Here is a 15,935-nt window from a genome sequence, read left to right as displayed (position 1 = left end):
GCCACGTGCCGAGGGATGTGCGCCGGGCCTCACCGAGCTGCTAGTCTCCTCTTCGCCCACAAAAACTGTTGACACGGTGCTTGTGGGGAGGTAGATTTTACTAGTTGGCTCGGACTGGACAGGTCAGGGTTCGACGACTATTGTGTATCTCGCTCTTGCAAGGAATGTTCATTCCGGCGGAGCCACTTGATTCTCCTCATTCAGAGTTCGGGTCGTTCAATCACCCCCATTCGCTCTGATAAAGTCGAATCAGCCGAAAGGCAAAGACCCCCAACAGGTCGCTGGAATCAAAGTCGGACCGGAAACGGAACGAAAAAGAGTCTGGTAAGGTTGGGACCGCCGGAAAGGGAAACGCGAAAGCGAAGAACTGGAAAGCGAAACCCGCTTCGACCGGGAATCGGACACGAAAGAGTCTGATAGAGTCGGAAACGCAAGAACGAAGGGAAGCGCCCGGAGGGCCCCGGTGAAACGGGACCGAAGGAAGCGTCCGTTCCTTGAGAACTCAACAGCGTGCCAAAAGTCAACGCCAGATATGTTGATACCCCGGCCTGCTTCGGCAGGTTGGTGGTTCCTTTGAAAAGTCCTACCGGCCTCAACGGTCCGGTGGGCAACAACAGCGAGGACGCTGTGAACGACCGGTCATATTCCGACCTGGTCGTTCCGCTCTCGTGTTGTGATCCCGATTACGGGAAAACATTCACGGAGAGTTTGATCCTGGCTCAGGACGAACGCTGGCGGCGTGCTTAACACATGCAAGTCGAACGATGAAGCCTTTCGGGGTGGATTAGTGGCGAACGGGTGAGTAACACGTGGGCAATCTGCCCTTCACTCTGGGACAAGCCCTGGAAACGGGGTCTAATACCGGATAACACTCTGTCCCGCATGGGACGGGGTTAAAAGCTCCGGCGGTGAAGGATGAGCCCGCGGCCTATCAGCTTGTTGGTGGGGTAATGGCCTACCAAGGCGACGACGGGTAGCCGGCCTGAGAGGGCGACCGGCCACACTGGGACTGAGACACGGCCCAGACTCCTACGGGAGGCAGCAGTGGGGAATATTGCACAATGGGCGAAAGCCTGATGCAGCGACGCCGCGTGAGGGATGACGGCCTTCGGGTTGTAAACCTCTTTCAGCAGGGAAGAAGCGAAAGTGACGGTACCTGCAGAAGAAGCGCCGGCTAACTACGTGCCAGCAGCCGCGGTAATACGTAGGGCGCAAGCGTTGTCCGGAATTATTGGGCGTAAAGAGCTCGTAGGCGGCTTGTCACGTCGGATGTGAAAGCCCGGGGCTTAACCCCGGGTCTGCATTCGATACGGGCTAGCTAGAGTGTGGTAGGGGAGATCGGAATTCCTGGTGTAGCGGTGAAATGCGCAGATATCAGGAGGAACACCGGTGGCGAAGGCGGATCTCTGGGCCATTACTGACGCTGAGGAGCGAAAGCGTGGGGAGCGAACAGGATTAGATACCCTGGTAGTCCACGCCGTAAACGTTGGGAACTAGGTGTTGGCGACATTCCACGTCGTCGGTGCCGCAGCTAACGCATTAAGTTCCCCGCCTGGGGAGTACGGCCGCAAGGCTAAAACTCAAAGGAATTGACGGGGGCCCGCACAAGCAGCGGAGCATGTGGCTTAATTCGACGCAACGCGAAGAACCTTACCAAGGCTTGACATATACCGGAAAGCGCCAGAGATGGTGCCCCCCTTGTGGTCGGTATACAGGTGGTGCATGGCTGTCGTCAGCTCGTGTCGTGAGATGTTGGGTTAAGTCCCGCAACGAGCGCAACCCTTGTTCTGTGTTGCCAGCATGCCCTTCGGGGTGATGGGGACTCACAGGAGACTGCCGGGGTCAACTCGGAGGAAGGTGGGGACGACGTCAAGTCATCATGCCCCTTATGTCTTGGGCTGCACACGTGCTACAATGGCCGGTACAATGAGCTGCGATGCCGTGAGGCGGAGCGAATCTCAAAAAGCCGGTCTCAGTTCGGATTGGGGTCTGCAACTCGACCCCATGAAGTCGGAGTTGCTAGTAATCGCAGATCAGCATTGCTGCGGTGAATACGTTCCCGGGCCTTGTACACACCGCCCGTCACGTCACGAAAGTCGGTAACACCCGAAGCCGGTGGCCCAACCCCTTGTGGGAGGGAGCTGTCGAAGGTGGGACTGGCGATTGGGACGAAGTCGTAACAAGGTAGCCGTACCGGAAGGTGCGGCTGGATCACCTCCTTTCTAAGGAGCATTTCTTACCAGGCTTCGGTTTGGTCAGAGGCCAGTACACCGGCGAATGTTCGGTGCTGGTTTGCTCATGGGTGGAACGTTGACTATTCGGCACGGTTGGTTGGTTGTTGCGAGTACTGCTTCGGCGTGGAAAGTAATGATGGATCGGCTGTGTCGGGCACGTTGTTGGGTATCTGAGGGTACGGCCGAGAGGCTGCCTTCAGTCCGGTCCCAGTGAACTCAGCCGTAAGGTTTGGGGTGATGGGTGGCTGGTTGTTGTTTGAGAACTGCACAGTGGACGCGAGCATCTGTGGCCAAGTTTTTAAGGGCGCACGGTGGATGCCTTGGCACCAGGAACCGATGAAGGACGTGGGAGGCCACGATAGTCCCCGGGGAGCTGTCAACCTAGCTTTGATCCGGGGGTTTCCGAATGGGGAAACCCGGCAGTCGTCATGGGCTGTCACCCGCTGCTGAACACATAGGCAGTGTGGAGGGAACGAGGGGAAGTGAAACATCTCAGTACCCTCAGGAAGAGAAAACAACCGTGATTCCGGGAGTAGTGGCGAGCGAAACTGGATCAGGCCAAACCGTATGTGTGTGATACCCGGCAGGGGTTGCGCATGCGGGGTTGTGGGATCTCTCTTTCACAGTCTGCCGGCTGTGAGACGAGTCAGAAACCGTTGATGTAGGCGAAGGACATGCGAAAGGTCCGGCGTAGAGGGTAAGACCCCCGTAGCTGAAACATCAACGGCTCGTTTGAGAGACACCCAAGTAGCACGGGGCCCGAGAAATCCCGTGTGAATCTGGCGGGACCACCCGCTAAGCCTAAATATTCCCTGGTGACCGATAGCGGATAGTACCGTGAGGGAATGGTGAAAAGTACCGCGGGAGCGGAGTGAAATAGTACCTGAAACCGTGTGCCTACAAGCCGTGGGAGCGTCGCGCATCAAGCTTGCTTGGTGCGTCGTGACTGCGTGCCTTTTGAAGAATGAGCCTGCGAGTTAGCGGTGTGTAGCGAGGTTAACCCGTGTGGGGAAGCCGTAGCGAAAGCGAGTCCGAATAGGGCGATTGAGTTGCACGCTCTAGACCCGAAGCGGAGTGATCTAGCCATGGGCAGGTTGAAGCGGAGGTAAGACTTCGTGGAGGACCGAACCCACCAGGGTTGAAAACCTGGGGGATGACCTGTGGTTAGGGGTGAAAGGCCAATCAAACTCCGTGATAGCTGGTTCTCCCCGAAATGCATTTAGGTGCAGCGTCGTGTGTTTCTTGCCGGAGGTAGAGCACTGGATAGGCGATGGGCCCCAACGGGTTACTGACCTTAGCCAAACTCCGAATGCCGGTAAGTGAGAGCGCGGCAGTGAGACTGTGGGGGATAAGCTCCATGGTCGAGAGGGAAACAGCCCAGAGCATCGACTAAGGCCCCTAAGCGTACGCTAAGTGGGAAAGGATGTGGAGTCGCAGAGACAACCAGGAGGTTGGCTTAGAAGCAGCCACCCTTGAAAGAGTGCGTAATAGCTCACTGGTCAAGTGATTCCGCGCCGACAATGTAGCGGGGCTCAAGCGTACCGCCGAAGTCGTGTCATTCCAGCACATACCCCCAACGGGGGCTGGGATGGGTAGGGGAGCGTCGTGTGCCGGGTGAAGCAGCCGCGGAAGCGAGTTGTGGACGGTTCACGAGTGAGAATGCAGGCATGAGTAGCGATACACACGTGAGAAACGTGTGCGCCGATTGACTAAGGGTTCCTGGGTCAAGCTGATCTGCCCAGGGTAAGTCGGGACCTAAGGCGAGGCCGACAGGCGTAGTCGATGGACAACCGGTTGATATTCCGGTACCCGCTTTGAAACGCCCAGTACTGAATCAGGCGATGCTAAGTCCGTGAAGCCGGCCCGATCTCTTCGGAGTTGAGGGTAGTGGTGGAGCCGATGAACCAGACTTGTAGTAGGTAAGCGATGGGGTGACGCAGGAAGGTAGTCCAGCCCGGGCGGTGGTTGTCCCGGGGTAAGGGTGTAGGACGCACGGTAGGCAAATCCGTCGTGCATATAGTCTGAGACCTGATGCCGAGCCGATTGTGGCGAAGTGGATGATCCTATGCTGTCGAGAAAAGCCTCTAGCGAGTTTCATGGCGGCCCGTACCCTAAACCGACTCAGGTAGTCAGGTAGAGAATACCGAGGCGTTCGGGTGAACTATGGTTAAGGAACTCGGCAAAATGCCCCCGTAACTTCGGGAGAAGGGGGGCCATCACTGGTGATTGGATTTACTCCATGAGCTGGGGGTGGCCGCAGAGACCAGCGAGAAGCGACTGTTTACTAAAAACACAGGTCCGTGCGAAGCCGTAAGGCGATGTATACGGACTGACGCCTGCCCGGTGCTGGAACGTTAAGGGGACCGGTTAGCTGACTTTCGGGTCGGCGAAGCTGAGAACTTAAGCGCCAGTAAACGGCGGTGGTAACTATAACCATCCTAAGGTAGCGAAATTCCTTGTCGGGTAAGTTCCGACCTGCACGAATGGCGTAACGACTTCTCGACTGTCTCAACCATAGGCCCGGTGAAATTGCATTACGAGTAAAGATGCTCGTTTCGCGCAGCAGGACGGAAAGACCCCGGGACCTTTACTACAGTTTGATATTGGTGTTCGGTTCGGCTTGTGTAGGATAGGTGGGAGACTTTGAAGCGGCCACGCCAGTGGTTGTGGAGTCGCCGTTGAAATACCACTCTGGTCGTGCTGGATGTCTAACCTCGGTCCGTGATCCGGATCAGGGACAGTGTCTGATGGGTAGTTTAACTGGGGCGGTTGCCTCCTAAAGAGTAACGGAGGCGCCCAAAGGTTCCCTCAGCCTGGTTGGCAATCAGGTGTTGAGTGTAAGTGCACAAGGGAGCTTGACTGTGAGACCGACGGGTCGAGCAGGGACGAAAGTCGGGACTAGTGATCCGGCAGTGGCTTGTGGAAGCGCTGTCGCTCAACGGATAAAAGGTACCCCGGGGATAACAGGCTGATCTTCCCCAAGAGTCCATATCGACGGGATGGTTTGGCACCTCGATGTCGGCTCGTCGCATCCTGGGGCTGGAGTCGGTCCCAAGGGTTGGGCTGTTCGCCCATTAAAGCGGTACGCGAGCTGGGTTTAGAACGTCGTGAGACAGTTCGGTCCCTATCCGCTGTGCGCGTAGGAATATTGAGAAGGGCTGTCCCTAGTACGAGAGGACCGGGACGGACGAACCTCTGGTGTGCCAGTTGTCCTGCCAAGGGCATGGCTGGTTGGCTACGTTCGGAAAGGATAACCGCTGAAAGCATCTAAGCGGGAAGCCTGCTTCAAGATGAGTATTCCCACCCCCTTTGAGGGGTTAAGGCTCCCAGTAGACGACTGGGTTGATAGGCCAGATGTGGAAGCCCGGTAACGGGTGGAGCTGACTGGTACTAATAGGCCGAGGGCTTGTCCTCAGTTGCTCGCGTCCACTGTGTTGGTTCTGAAATAACAACCGCCGTGTTTTTCCGGTTGGTTAATTTCATAGTGTTTCGGTGGTCATTGCGTTAGGGAAACGCCCGGTTACATTCCGAACCCGGAAGCTAAGCCTTTCAGCGCCGATGGTACTGCAGGGGGGACCCTGTGGGAGAGTAGGACGCCGCCGAACAATTTTTCCGGGAGACCCCCGTGCCTTGTGGCACGGGGGTTTTCTGCGTTTACGGCACAGGGGACGCGGGACGGGCCGTAATTCCGCGACCGTGAGAGACAAGAGCATATGGATACGCTTCTCGCCCTGCTCCTGTCCTTCCGCCCCATGGCAGGCCGGCGGGCGCAAGAACGAGAACAGGGCGAATCGCGTCAGAGCCGACCGGCCGCCTTCAGTGTGAGGTAGGCGTCTGCCAGTGCCGGCGCCAGGCTTTCCGGCAGTTCATCCACCACGACGGCACCATGGCGCTGGAGCCGTTCCGCGACCTGCCGGCGCTGAGCGCGGGCGCGGACTCCGGCAGCGGCCTCGTAAACCGCTTCGTCCGAACCCCTGCGGCGCGTCATCTCCTCGACCCGGGGGTCCGCCACCGCCGCCACGACGACGGTGTGGCGACGGGTGAGCTGCGGAAGGACCGTCAGCAGGCCCTCTTCGGCAGGAGCTCCGTCGAGCGTGGTTAGCAGCACGATCAGCGACCGTTTCGGAGCGGCGGCCAGAGCTGCGGCGCTCATCCCGCGGGTGTCCGTCTCGACCAGCTCGGGTTCCAGCGTCGCCATGGCGTCGACCACCTTCGCCAGCACCCCTCCGGTGGTCGTGCGGACCTGGGCCCGCACTTTCCGGTCGTAGGCGAGGAGGTTCACCTGGTCTCCCGCCCGCCCAGCCAGTGCGGTGAGCAGCAGGGCGGCGTCCATCGCGGCGTCGAGCCGGGGCACGTCACCGACCCGGCCGGCCGAGGTACGGCCGGTGTCGAGAACGATCAGGATGTGCCGGTCCCGTTCGGGGCGCCAAGTCCGCACGGCCACCGCGGTCTGCCGTGCTGTGGCCCGCCAGTCGATGGACCGGGTGTCGTCACCCGGTACGTACGGGCGGAGGCTGTCGAACTCGGTCCCCTCGCCACGGCTCAACGCGCTCGTACGCCCGTCGAGTTCGCGGAGACGCGCCAGTCGGGAAGGGAGGTGTTTGCGGCTGGAGAACGGCGGAAACACCCGCACGTTCCATGGAACCCGGTGGTACCCCTGGCGCGACACGAGTCCCAGCGGTCCCGACGACCTCACCGTCACTCGATCGGGGACACGATCCCCCCTCCGGGTCGGCCGGAGCAGCATGGTGAGGCGCCGCGCTTCGCCGGGGGCGACGGAGACCGAGCGGCGGGACGTGCCGGTCTCCGCGTCGGTGGCCCCGCTGCTCGGGGACCAGGCGTCGCGGAGTTCGGCACGCAGATGGCGACGCGAGCTGTTGGTTACGGTGAGTTGCACCGAAGCACTGTCACCAAGTCGAACTGATGTATCACCAGATCGGGTGAAGTGCAGGCTTCGCACTGGTGCTGCCAGGGCGTAGTCGCACAGAATGGCTAGCGAGAGGGGGGCATTGACCGCGAGCATCCCGGCCCAGCTTGGGGCCAGAATGCCTACAGGCAGTGACCCAACAGCGGCCAGCAGTGCGGCTCTTCCAGTGAGGGGCATGGTCACCGCCTCATCGGGGGACCGGCACGAGAGCGAGCACCGAGTTGATGACGGCGTCCGGGGTGACGCCTTCCATTTCGGCTTCGGGCCGCAGATGGATGCGGTGACGGAGGGCGGGCAGAGCGAGGGCTTTCACGTCGTCGGGGATGACGAAGTCCCTGCCGGTGAGCCAGGCCCAGGCACGGGAAGCGGACAGCAGCGCGGTGGCGCCGCGGGGGGAGACACCGAGAGCGAGCGAGGGGGATTCACGGGTGGCACGGCAGAGGTCGACGACGTAACCGGCGACCTCGGGGGAGACCGAGGTGGAGGCGACAGCGACGCGGGCGGCCTCCAGGTCGGCCGCACCTGCGACGGGGGAGATGCCCGCCGCCTTCAGGTCACGCGGGTTGAAGCCCTGTGCGTGACGGGTGAGGACGTTGATCTCTTCCTCCCGGCTGGGAAGAGGCACCGTCAGTTTGAGGAGAAAGCGGTCCAGTTGGGCCTCGGGCAGTGGATACGTGCCCTCGTACTCCACCGGGTTCTGGGTCGCCACGACGAGAAAGGGGTCCGGGAGGGGGCGAGGGGTTCCGTCGACACTGACCTGACGCTCCTCCATGGCCTCAAGGAGGGAGGACTGCGTCTTCGGGGGCGTGCGGTTGATTTCGTCGGCGATCAGCAGGTTGGTGAAGACCGGACCTGCCTGGAACGAGAACTCGGCGGTTCGGGCGTCGTAAACGAGAGACCCCGTGACGTCACTGGGCATCAGGTCGGGGGTGAACTGAACACGCTTGGTGTCGAGTTCGAGGGAAGCGGCCAGCGCGCGGACGAGCAAGGTCTTGGCCACGCCGGGGACGCCCTCCAGGAGCACGTGGCCCCGGCAGAGCAGCGCGACCACAAGGCCGGTGACGGCCGGGTCCTGGCCGACCACGGCCTTGGCGATCTCGGAGCGCAGGGCTTCGAGTGATGCGCGGGCGGCGTCGGAGTCGACAGGGGCCGCGGAGGTCCCTGGTATCGCCGGGGTCAGGGCGCTCATGACGTGCGTACCTCTCTTTCGAGGGCGTCGAGTTGGTCGGCCAGGCGTACAAGTGCGGTGTCGTCGTCCGGGGTCGGTCCGAAGAGCAGGGCATCGAGTGTGCCGTCGGCGGGAAGCCGGGCGGAGAGTGCGGGGACGAGTACATCCGGGGAATGGGCGTCGCGGGGCGAGACACCCGCGAGTGGAGCGAGGCGTATGCGGGCCGACTCGCGGAGCAGGGTGGCGGCACGGTCGCGTGCGCCGGCCTTCCGGTAGAGGCGGGCGTGGCCTTCGGTCGCTTCGGAGGCGTGGACGGCGACCGGCAGCTTCTCCGCCACCAGCGGACCGAACCTGCGTCCGCGCCAAGCGGCGGCGAGCGCCGCGGCGACGGCGAGTTGGAGCGTTCCCCACAACCAGCCGGAAGGAATCAGGTCGAGGAAGCCGTTCCCGTCGTCCTCGCCGGAACCCCCCTCGCTTCGGCGGTCCTGCTCGGAGTCCCCGCCGGTCGGGTGGTTCTGGGCGGGGCCATCAGCAGCGCCCTGGTCTTGGGCGCCTTCATCATCGGTCTGGTGCTTCCGACCGGCACCGGCGCTGTCTTTCGTGTCGTCACCGTCCTCCGTGGCGGAGGGATCGGAGAGGGAAGGGAGGTACCAGACGAGATGCGTACGCGAGCCGAGGAGTTGCAGGGCGAGCGAGGCGTTGCCCTCGTGGGCGAGGTGCTCGTTCACCAGGATGTCGGAGTTGCCGAGCAGGACGGTCTCGCCGTTCTGCTGAGGGACGACGAGGAGCGGGGTGAGGCCGTGAGCCGGGTAGCAGCCGGAGACCCCGGCTCCTTCCGCCTCGTAGGTGACCCCACCCAGGTCGGCCGCGCCCGCCCGGCGCGCGGCCGGGTAGGAGCAGGCGGGCTCGCGCACGGCCGTCTTGACGGTGGGTCCGATGCTCACACCCGGGGCGAGCGTGGGCACGGACGACGCTTCCGGGGCGATCAGCACGGTGCGGCCCCCGGAGCGGTACCCGGCATCGAACAGGCGCTCCTGCTGGAACCCGGTGAGCAGGTCCGGCTCGGTGACCAGAAGGGTGCTGTCGGCTCCGGCCCCGGACAGGGCGGCGTCGAGCGTGGTGACCCTGTCGACGGTGACGCCTCGTTGTCCGAGGAGTTCGGCCAGGGCCCTGCTGCCATCGGGATCGGCGGACCGGGGGTCGAGCGTCCCGTGAGGGGAGCCGGACTGCAGAGCCGCGATGGTGACGCCACCGACGACCAGGACGAGCACGGCCGCCAGCAGGCCGCGAACCCGCTTCCAGATCTGATCGGGTGTCGCGGACAGGGAGGTGGACGGGGGTTCGGTGTCCGCCGGGGCGGAGCGGGTGTCCGTGACCGCGGAGCCGGACACGATCGCCGTGTCCGCGGAACCGGTGGCGGTCTGCGTGGGACCGGTCATGGGGCGACTCCCGTCGTGACCGCGGCGTCGGCGGTCGTCGGCCGCGTCGCTTCGAGGTCGTCGTCGAGCGCGCGGACTGTCCGGTACGCGCTCTCGTCGGCCGTGCGGCCGCCGTACGTCAAGGCGTCGAACGTGCGGGCCGCCGCGCGCAGCCGGGCCGCGTGGTCCGGCAGCCGGCGACCGGCCTCCTCCGCCGCCTCGTCGGCCGTGTGGCCGGGGCGGGAAGCGAGGAGCGCGCGCTCCTCCAGGGAGCGGACGATCGCGCGGGTGCGCTCCTGGACCGCCTCGGTCCAGCGGAGGGCGGCTGCGTGCTTCTCGGCTGCGGCGCGGTGCGCGGCCGCGCCGCGCGGACCGCTCTCCCGGAAGAGGGGCTTCGCCGAGACGGCCGGCCGCCGCGGTGTGCCCAGCCGCCACCAGAGGGCGGCCACCAGGCCGATGGCCAGGACTACCAGCACGACGACACCGAGCGGTCCCCCCGGCACGATGTCGGCGACACCGTCGAAGAGCCCGCGGATCCAGTCCAGGACGGCGTCGAAGGCCCGTTCCAGCAGACCGGGGTCGCCTTCGTGGTACATCCCCTTGGACAGTTCCTTCTCCGCCGCCTCCCGCGCGGGAATCCGTGGGGTGTCCACGGGTATGTCTGCGATTCTCGGACCGGCCCACACACGTGCGCCCGATGTGATGGTTCCCCCCGCCCCTGTCATGCCATCAGCCTCCGCTGGACGCGTATCCGGGGAGCCCGGCCGCCCGGCCGAGTTCCATGTCGAGAGCTTCGCGCCGGATGCGCTGGTCGATGTAGAGCAGGGAGATCACACCGGAGACGAAGGGGTACGTCAGCATCGAGATGAGCACGCCGCCGATGCTGGTCACGATGAGGAAGGGCCAGCCGGTCGGGGTCGGTTCGGCGCTGAAGAGCGAGTTGGCGACGCCGCCGTCGACGGAGAGCGCGATCAGGGCGACGGGGACAGCGATGATCATGGACACGATGGCGACGCACAGAAAGGCGAGCGCCAGGATGCCGAAGGTCCGCCACCAGGCTCCCCGGACCAGCTTCGCGGACCGGCGAAGAGCCGCGCCCACCGTCTGACGTTCCAGCATCAGGGCCGGAGCCGAGAGGCAGAAGAGGGTCGCCAGCCAGAGGACCACCACGGAGGCGGCGGGGAAGCCGAGCACGAGGAGAGCGGCGCCGGCCTCGTCGCCGACGAGCAGCCCCGGGGCCAGGCCCACCGCCATGATCGCCACGATCGCGACCGAGAGCAGCAGAGCGAGGCCCACCACTCCCCCGATCCGGGGGCGCGTTTCCGCCCGGACCTCGGCGGTGGTGACGGCGCGGCCGAGCACCGAGCGGCTGACCACGACGCTGAGCACCGACGCGGTGAAGAGGATGGCGGCCGAGCCCAGCAGGACGCTCGGCAGGCTCGTGAGGAGCAGGGACCGCATCGCGTCGACGGACTGGCGCAGGACCTCCGCCTCGGAGGCGTTCTGGTCGATCGTCACCGGTTCGGGCAGCAGGAAACGCTCGATCAGGAGGGAGACGACCTGCACGAGGACGGCGACCACCAGGCTGATTCCCAGCGCGGTGCGCCAGTGGGCGCGCATGGCGGAGACCGCGCCGTCGAGTACCTCACCGACACCCAGCGGACGAAGGGGGACGACACCCGGCTTGGGTGCCGGCGGAGTGCGGCCCCAGCCCTGCGGACCGCCCCACCCCGGCTGGACCCGGCCGCTCCAGCCCGGATGGCCACCGGGGTTCTGGTTGCCTCCCCAGGCTGCCGGTGGCGGAGGTGTCCCCGGCCCGGGGGCGGGCGGCGTCGGGTTGGACCACTGACCGGGCGGCGGCTGAGTGGGAGACCACTGGCCTGCCACGCCGTTTCCGGTCGCGTCGTTCGCACCGGCAGGGCTCGCGCCGGCAGCGTTCGGGGCTCCAGGGGCTGCAGGGGCTGCGGGGGCTGCTGCTGCGGAGGAAGGGGCCGCGGAGGCGGGGTTCGCGACGGATGGATGCGCGTCTGCGGGCCGGGAGTCGGCCGGAGGTTCGGAGTCGACCGGTCCGGAGGGGCGAGGTACGCCTGCGCCCCGTTCGTCGGAGGGGGCGGATCCGGGCGGGGCCCAGCCCGGAGAGTCGTTCATTCTGGCTCCTTCACCGTCCTGACCGCACATCGGGGCGGCAGGTTGGCAGCCATCGTGCCACGCGTGGCAGAAGTGCGTTCGAGGTGCTTCTGGTTGGCACCTTCATATGTGGGCCTTCCACCGGGCAGACTGGGCGGATGGCTGAACAGGACGCGAAATCGCCGACGGGCCACGAGCCTTCCGCGCTTCCCGTACTCCGCTGGGAGGAGCCTCCCGAAGGCCCGGTCCTGGTGCTGCTCGACCAGACCCGGCTTCCGGCCGAGGAAGTCGAGCTGGTGTGCACCGACGCTCCCGCGCTGGTGCGGGCGATCCAGACACTGGCGGTGCGTGGGGCACCACTTCTGGGCATCGCCGGAGCGTACGGCGTCGCCCTCGCGGCGGTCCGGGGCTACGACGTGGCCGAGGCCGTGGAGCTGCTGGCCACGGCGCGGCCCACCGCTGTGAACCTCTCCCACGGGGTACGGCGCGCGGCCCGGGCCCACGCGGCGGCGCTGGCCGACGGGGCGGGGCCGGAGCGGGCCGCCGCCGCAGCGCTCGCCGAGGCGCGGGCCCTGCACCGCGAGGACGCGGAGGCATCCGGCCGCATGGCCCGGTTCGGCCTGTCGCTGCTGGACGAACTGCTGCCGGCCGGAGGCCACCGCCTGCTGACCCACTGCAACACGGGGGCTCTGATCTCCGGCGGCGAGGGGACGGCTTTCGCCGTCGCGCTCGCCGCGCATCGGCGGGGGCGGCTGCGGCGGCTGTGGGTGGACGAGACGCGTCCGCTGCTCCAGGGCTCTCGGCTCACCGCCTACGAGGCCGCCCGGCACCGCATGGCGTACGAACTGCTCACGGACAACGCAGCGGGGTCGCTCTTCGCGGCGGGGCAGGTGGACGCGGTGCTGATCGGTGCGGACCGCATCGCGGCGGACGGTTCGGTGGCGAACAAGGTGGGGAGTTACCCGCTCGCGGTGCTCGCGAAGTACCACCACGTACCGTTCATCGTGGTGGCGCCCGCCACCACGGTCGATCCGGGCACTCCGGACGGCGCGTCGATCGTCGTCGAGCGGCGTTCCGGCCGCGAGGTGACGGAGTTCACATCGCGGCGCCCGGCGCCGCACGGGGGAGAAGGGGCCGGGCTGGTGGTGGCGCCCCTGGGAACCCCGGTGTACAACCCCGCGTTCGACATCACACCTCCGGAGTTGATCACGGCGATCGTCACGGGGGAGGGCGTCATTTCGCCGGTCACCAAGGCCGGACTGGCCGAGCTGTGTGCCAGGTCATCGCAGATAACGATTAGCTAATGGGATGATGTCGATTATGAAGGGACGTGTCCTTGTCGTCGACGACGACACCGCACTGGCCGAGATGCTCGGCATCGTGTTGCGTGGAGAAGGTTTTGAACCGTCGTTCGTAGCGGACGGCGACAAGGCACTTGCTGCCTTCCGGGAGGCCAAGCCGGACCTGGTGCTGCTCGATCTGATGCTCCCCGGAAGGGACGGCATCGAGGTCTGCAGGCTCATCAGGGCCGAGTCCGGCGTGCCGATCGTGATGCTCACCGCGAAGAGCGACACCGTCGACGTGGTGGTGGGTCTGGAGTCCGGGGCCGACGACTACATCGTGAAGCCTTTCAAGCCCAAGGAGCTGGTGGCCAGGATCAGGGCACGACTGCGGAGGTCGGAGGAGCCGGCGCCCGAGCAGCTGACCATCGGTGACCTGGTCATCGACGTCGCCGGGCACTCGGTGAAGCGGGAGGGGCAGTCCATCGCCCTGACCCCGCTGGAGTTCGACCTGCTGGTCGCGCTCGCCCGCAAGCCGTGGCAGGTCTTCACCCGTGAGGTCCTGCTGGAGCAGGTGTGGGGCTACCGGCATGCCGCGGACACCCGTCTGGTGAACGTGCACGTCCAGCGCCTCCGTTCCAAGGTCGAGAAGGACCCGGAGCGGCCCGAGATCGTCGTCACCGTGCGTGGCGTCGGCTACAAGGCCGGACCGAGCTGACATGACCCGAGGCAGCACTGCTCCTGGCCCCGGGGAGCCCGGAGCCCCCGAGGAGCGGGCTGCCGGACAGGGACGCTCCCGTCTCCTCCGGTCCGGCCGGCTGTTCACCGGCCGGACGCCCGGAGGCCCGTTCCCGCGCCTTCTGCTGCGCTGGCTGCGGCGTCCCCTGCTGCCCGCCCTGCGGGTGTGGCGGCGCAATCTCCAGCTCCGGGTCGTCGCGGGCACCTTGCTGATGTCGCTCGGCGTCGTGCTCCTGCTCGGCTTCGTCGTCATCGGACAGGTGCGCAACGGCCTGCTCGACGCCAAGCGCAACGCCGCCCAGACACAGGCCGCGGGCGGGTTCGCCGCGGCCCAGGCGAAGGCCAACGAGCCCCTCGCCCCGGGCCGTGAGGACGGTACCGACGGAATGTCGGCCAACACCTCCTGGCGGACCGACCTCGTCGACCAGCTCGCCAGCGGCGGCGCCAACGCCTTCAACGTGGTGGCGCTCAGCCCCGACTCCGTGAGCCGGGGCACCGCCAGCCGGGCGCCGCGCGGATCGGGCAGCGTGGAGGCGTCGAGCGTTCCTGACCGTCTGCGCGCGGCGGTCGACAAGGGACCGGGGGCGTTCCAGACGTACTCCCTGATCCGTTACTCCTACGGCAAGCAGTCGCAGCCCGGACTCGTCGTGGGCAAGCGGCTCTACGACATCGACCACAACCCCTACGAGCTGTACTACCTCTTCCCGCTCACCCAGGAGGAGAAGTCTCTGGCACTGGTCAAGACGACACTGGCCACCGCCGGGCTCTTCGTCGTGGTCCTGCTCTGCGCCATCGCCTGGTTCGTGGTGCGCCAGGTCGTCACGCCCGTACGGATGGCGGCCGGGATCGCCGAGCGGCTCTCGGCCGGACGGCTCCAGGAGCGGATGAAGGTCACCGGCGAGGACGACATCGCCCGGCTCGGTGAGGCCTTCAACAAGATGGCCCAGAACCTCCAGCTGAAGATCCAGCAGCTGGAGGAGTTGTCCCGGATGCAGCGCCGTTTCGTCTCGGACGTCTCGCACGAGCTGCGCACCCCGCTGACCACCGTGCGCATGGCGGCCGACGTCATCCACGAGGCGCGGGTGGACTTCGACCCCATAACCGGCCGGGCCGCCGAACTGCTCGGCGACCAGCTCGACCGGTTCGAGTCCCTCCTGTCCGACCTGCTGGAGATCAGCCGGTTCGACGCGGGGGCGGCCGCGCTGGACGCCGAGCCGATCGATCTGCGGTCCGTCGTACGCCGGGTGATCGGCGGCGCCGAACCTCTGGCCGAGCGGAAGGGCACCCGCATCCGGGTGGTCGGCGACGAGCAGCCGGTCGTGGCCGAGGCGGACCCCCGGCGGGTCGAGCGCGTCCTGCGCAACCTCGTGGTCAACGCCGTCGAGCACGGCGAGGGCCGGGACGTCGTGGTGCGGATGGGCGTGGCCCAGGGCGCCGTCGCCGTCGCGGTGCGTGACTACGGCGTCGGGCTGAAGCCCGGCGAGGCGACGCGTGTCTTCAACCGGTTCTGGCGTGCCGACCCGGCCCGCGCCCGTACGACCGGGGGCACCGGTCTCGGGCTCTCCATCGCGGTGGAGGACGCCCGGCTGCACGGCGGCTGGCTCCAGGCGTGGGGCGAACCGGGTGGCGGTTCGCAGTTCCGGCTCACCCTTCCCCGTACGGCGGACGAGCCGCTGCGCGGGTCACCGATACCCCTGGAGCCCGAGGACTCGCGGCGCAACGTCGCGGACCGCGAGCGCTCCGGGGCGGTGAACCCCGACGCGGACTCCGGCACCGACGGCCGGAACCGGGTGATGGCCGTACCCCACCAGCCCAGTTCCTCCGAGCGGGCTCCGCTGCCCGCGCCCGGCACCTCGCGACAGGCTCCTGTCTCGGTCCACCCGGCGGCGCTGCCCGGCAGCGGCGCGCGGGTGGTGACCCGCCCGGGCACGGGCAGCGCCCCCGCACCGCAGATCCCCGAGCAGGCCCAGGAGCGGAACCCGGACCGGTTCCCGGACCAGGAGGACACCCGACGTGGGTACTGACCGTCGTGACGACCGCCGT

The 15,935-nt window shown here is 66.0% G+C and carries 8 protein-coding genes and 3 rRNA genes; 6 read left to right on the top strand and 5 right to left on the bottom strand.

Annotated features, from left to right (window positions below):
- Positions 1 to 696: 696 nt before the first annotated feature.
- From OHA55_RS10420 to rrf, 3 genes are all read left to right on the top strand, one after another.
- Positions 697 to 2,222 (top strand): 16S ribosomal RNA (locus OHA55_RS10420).
- Positions 2,223 to 2,522: 300 nt separating this feature from the next.
- Positions 2,523 to 5,648, top strand: a 23S ribosomal RNA gene (locus OHA55_RS10415).
- Between the two features lie 74 nt (positions 5,649 to 5,722).
- Positions 5,723 to 5,839 (top strand): 5S ribosomal RNA (rrf, locus tag OHA55_RS10410).
- The 16S, 23S and 5S rRNA genes sit together here, the layout of an rRNA operon.
- 191 nt (positions 5,840 to 6,030) lie before the next feature.
- Here the strand turns inward: rrf and OHA55_RS10405 are convergent.
- From OHA55_RS10405 to OHA55_RS10385, 5 genes are read right to left on the bottom strand one after another with little or no spacing between them, the layout of a single operon-like run.
- Positions 6,031 to 7,338: a DUF58 domain-containing protein gene (locus tag OHA55_RS10405; protein WP_266710526.1), complete on the bottom strand. Its 1,308-nt coding sequence runs from the start codon at positions 7,336 to 7,338 to the stop codon at positions 6,031 to 6,033.
- A gap of 10 nt (positions 7,339 to 7,348) precedes the next feature.
- Positions 7,349 to 8,350, bottom strand: a complete 1,002-nt coding sequence (locus OHA55_RS10400) for a MoxR family ATPase (RefSeq protein WP_266705012.1) — start codon at positions 8,348 to 8,350, stop codon at positions 7,349 to 7,351.
- Positions 8,347 to 9,768, bottom strand: a complete 1,422-nt coding sequence (locus OHA55_RS10395) for a DUF4350 domain-containing protein (protein ID WP_266705010.1) — start codon at positions 9,766 to 9,768, stop codon at positions 8,347 to 8,349. The genes OHA55_RS10400 and OHA55_RS10395 overlap by 4 nt, the downstream gene beginning before the upstream one ends.
- Entirely contained in the window at positions 9,765 to 10,472 is a 708-nt protein-coding gene (locus OHA55_RS10390) for a DUF4129 domain-containing protein (protein WP_266705008.1), read from the bottom strand. Before OHA55_RS10390 ends, OHA55_RS10395 begins: the two co-directional genes overlap by 4 nt.
- 4 nt (positions 10,473 to 10,476) lie before the next feature.
- A complete protein-coding gene (locus tag OHA55_RS10385) occupies positions 10,477 to 11,634 on the bottom strand; it encodes a hypothetical protein (RefSeq protein WP_323180388.1) in 1,158 nt (385 codons plus the stop codon).
- Positions 11,635 to 12,032: 398 nt separating this feature from the next.
- Between OHA55_RS10385 and mtnA the strand changes: the two genes are divergently transcribed.
- Genes mtnA through mtrB form a run of 3 tightly spaced genes read left to right on the top strand, consistent with a single transcriptional unit; the run spans position 12,033 to position 15,916 of the window.
- Positions 12,033 to 13,178 carry an S-methyl-5-thioribose-1-phosphate isomerase gene (gene mtnA, locus OHA55_RS10380; protein ID WP_266705004.1) on the top strand — a complete coding sequence of 382 codons (1,146 nt, stop codon included), beginning with the start codon at positions 12,033 to 12,035 and terminating at the stop codon, positions 13,176 to 13,178.
- Positions 13,179 to 13,182: 4 nt separating this feature from the next.
- Positions 13,183 to 13,872 (top strand): two-component system response regulator MtrA, encoded by a 690-nt coding sequence (mtrA, locus tag OHA55_RS10375; protein ID WP_007448372.1) that lies wholly within the window; start codon positions 13,183 to 13,185, stop codon positions 13,870 to 13,872.
- Between the two features lies 1 nt (position 13,873).
- Positions 13,874 to 15,916: an MtrAB system histidine kinase MtrB gene (gene mtrB, locus OHA55_RS10370; protein WP_266705002.1), complete on the top strand. Its 2,043-nt coding sequence runs from the start codon at positions 13,874 to 13,876 to the stop codon at positions 15,914 to 15,916.
- Positions 15,917 to 15,935 lie beyond the last annotated feature (19 nt).

It is taken from the genome of Streptomyces sp. NBC_00102, from assembly GCF_026343115.1.
Taxonomy (GTDB): Bacteria; Actinomycetota; Actinomycetes; order Streptomycetales; family Streptomycetaceae; genus Streptomyces.
Note: the sequence above shows the minus strand (reverse complement) of the source record. Positions and strands in the feature narration are given on the sequence as shown.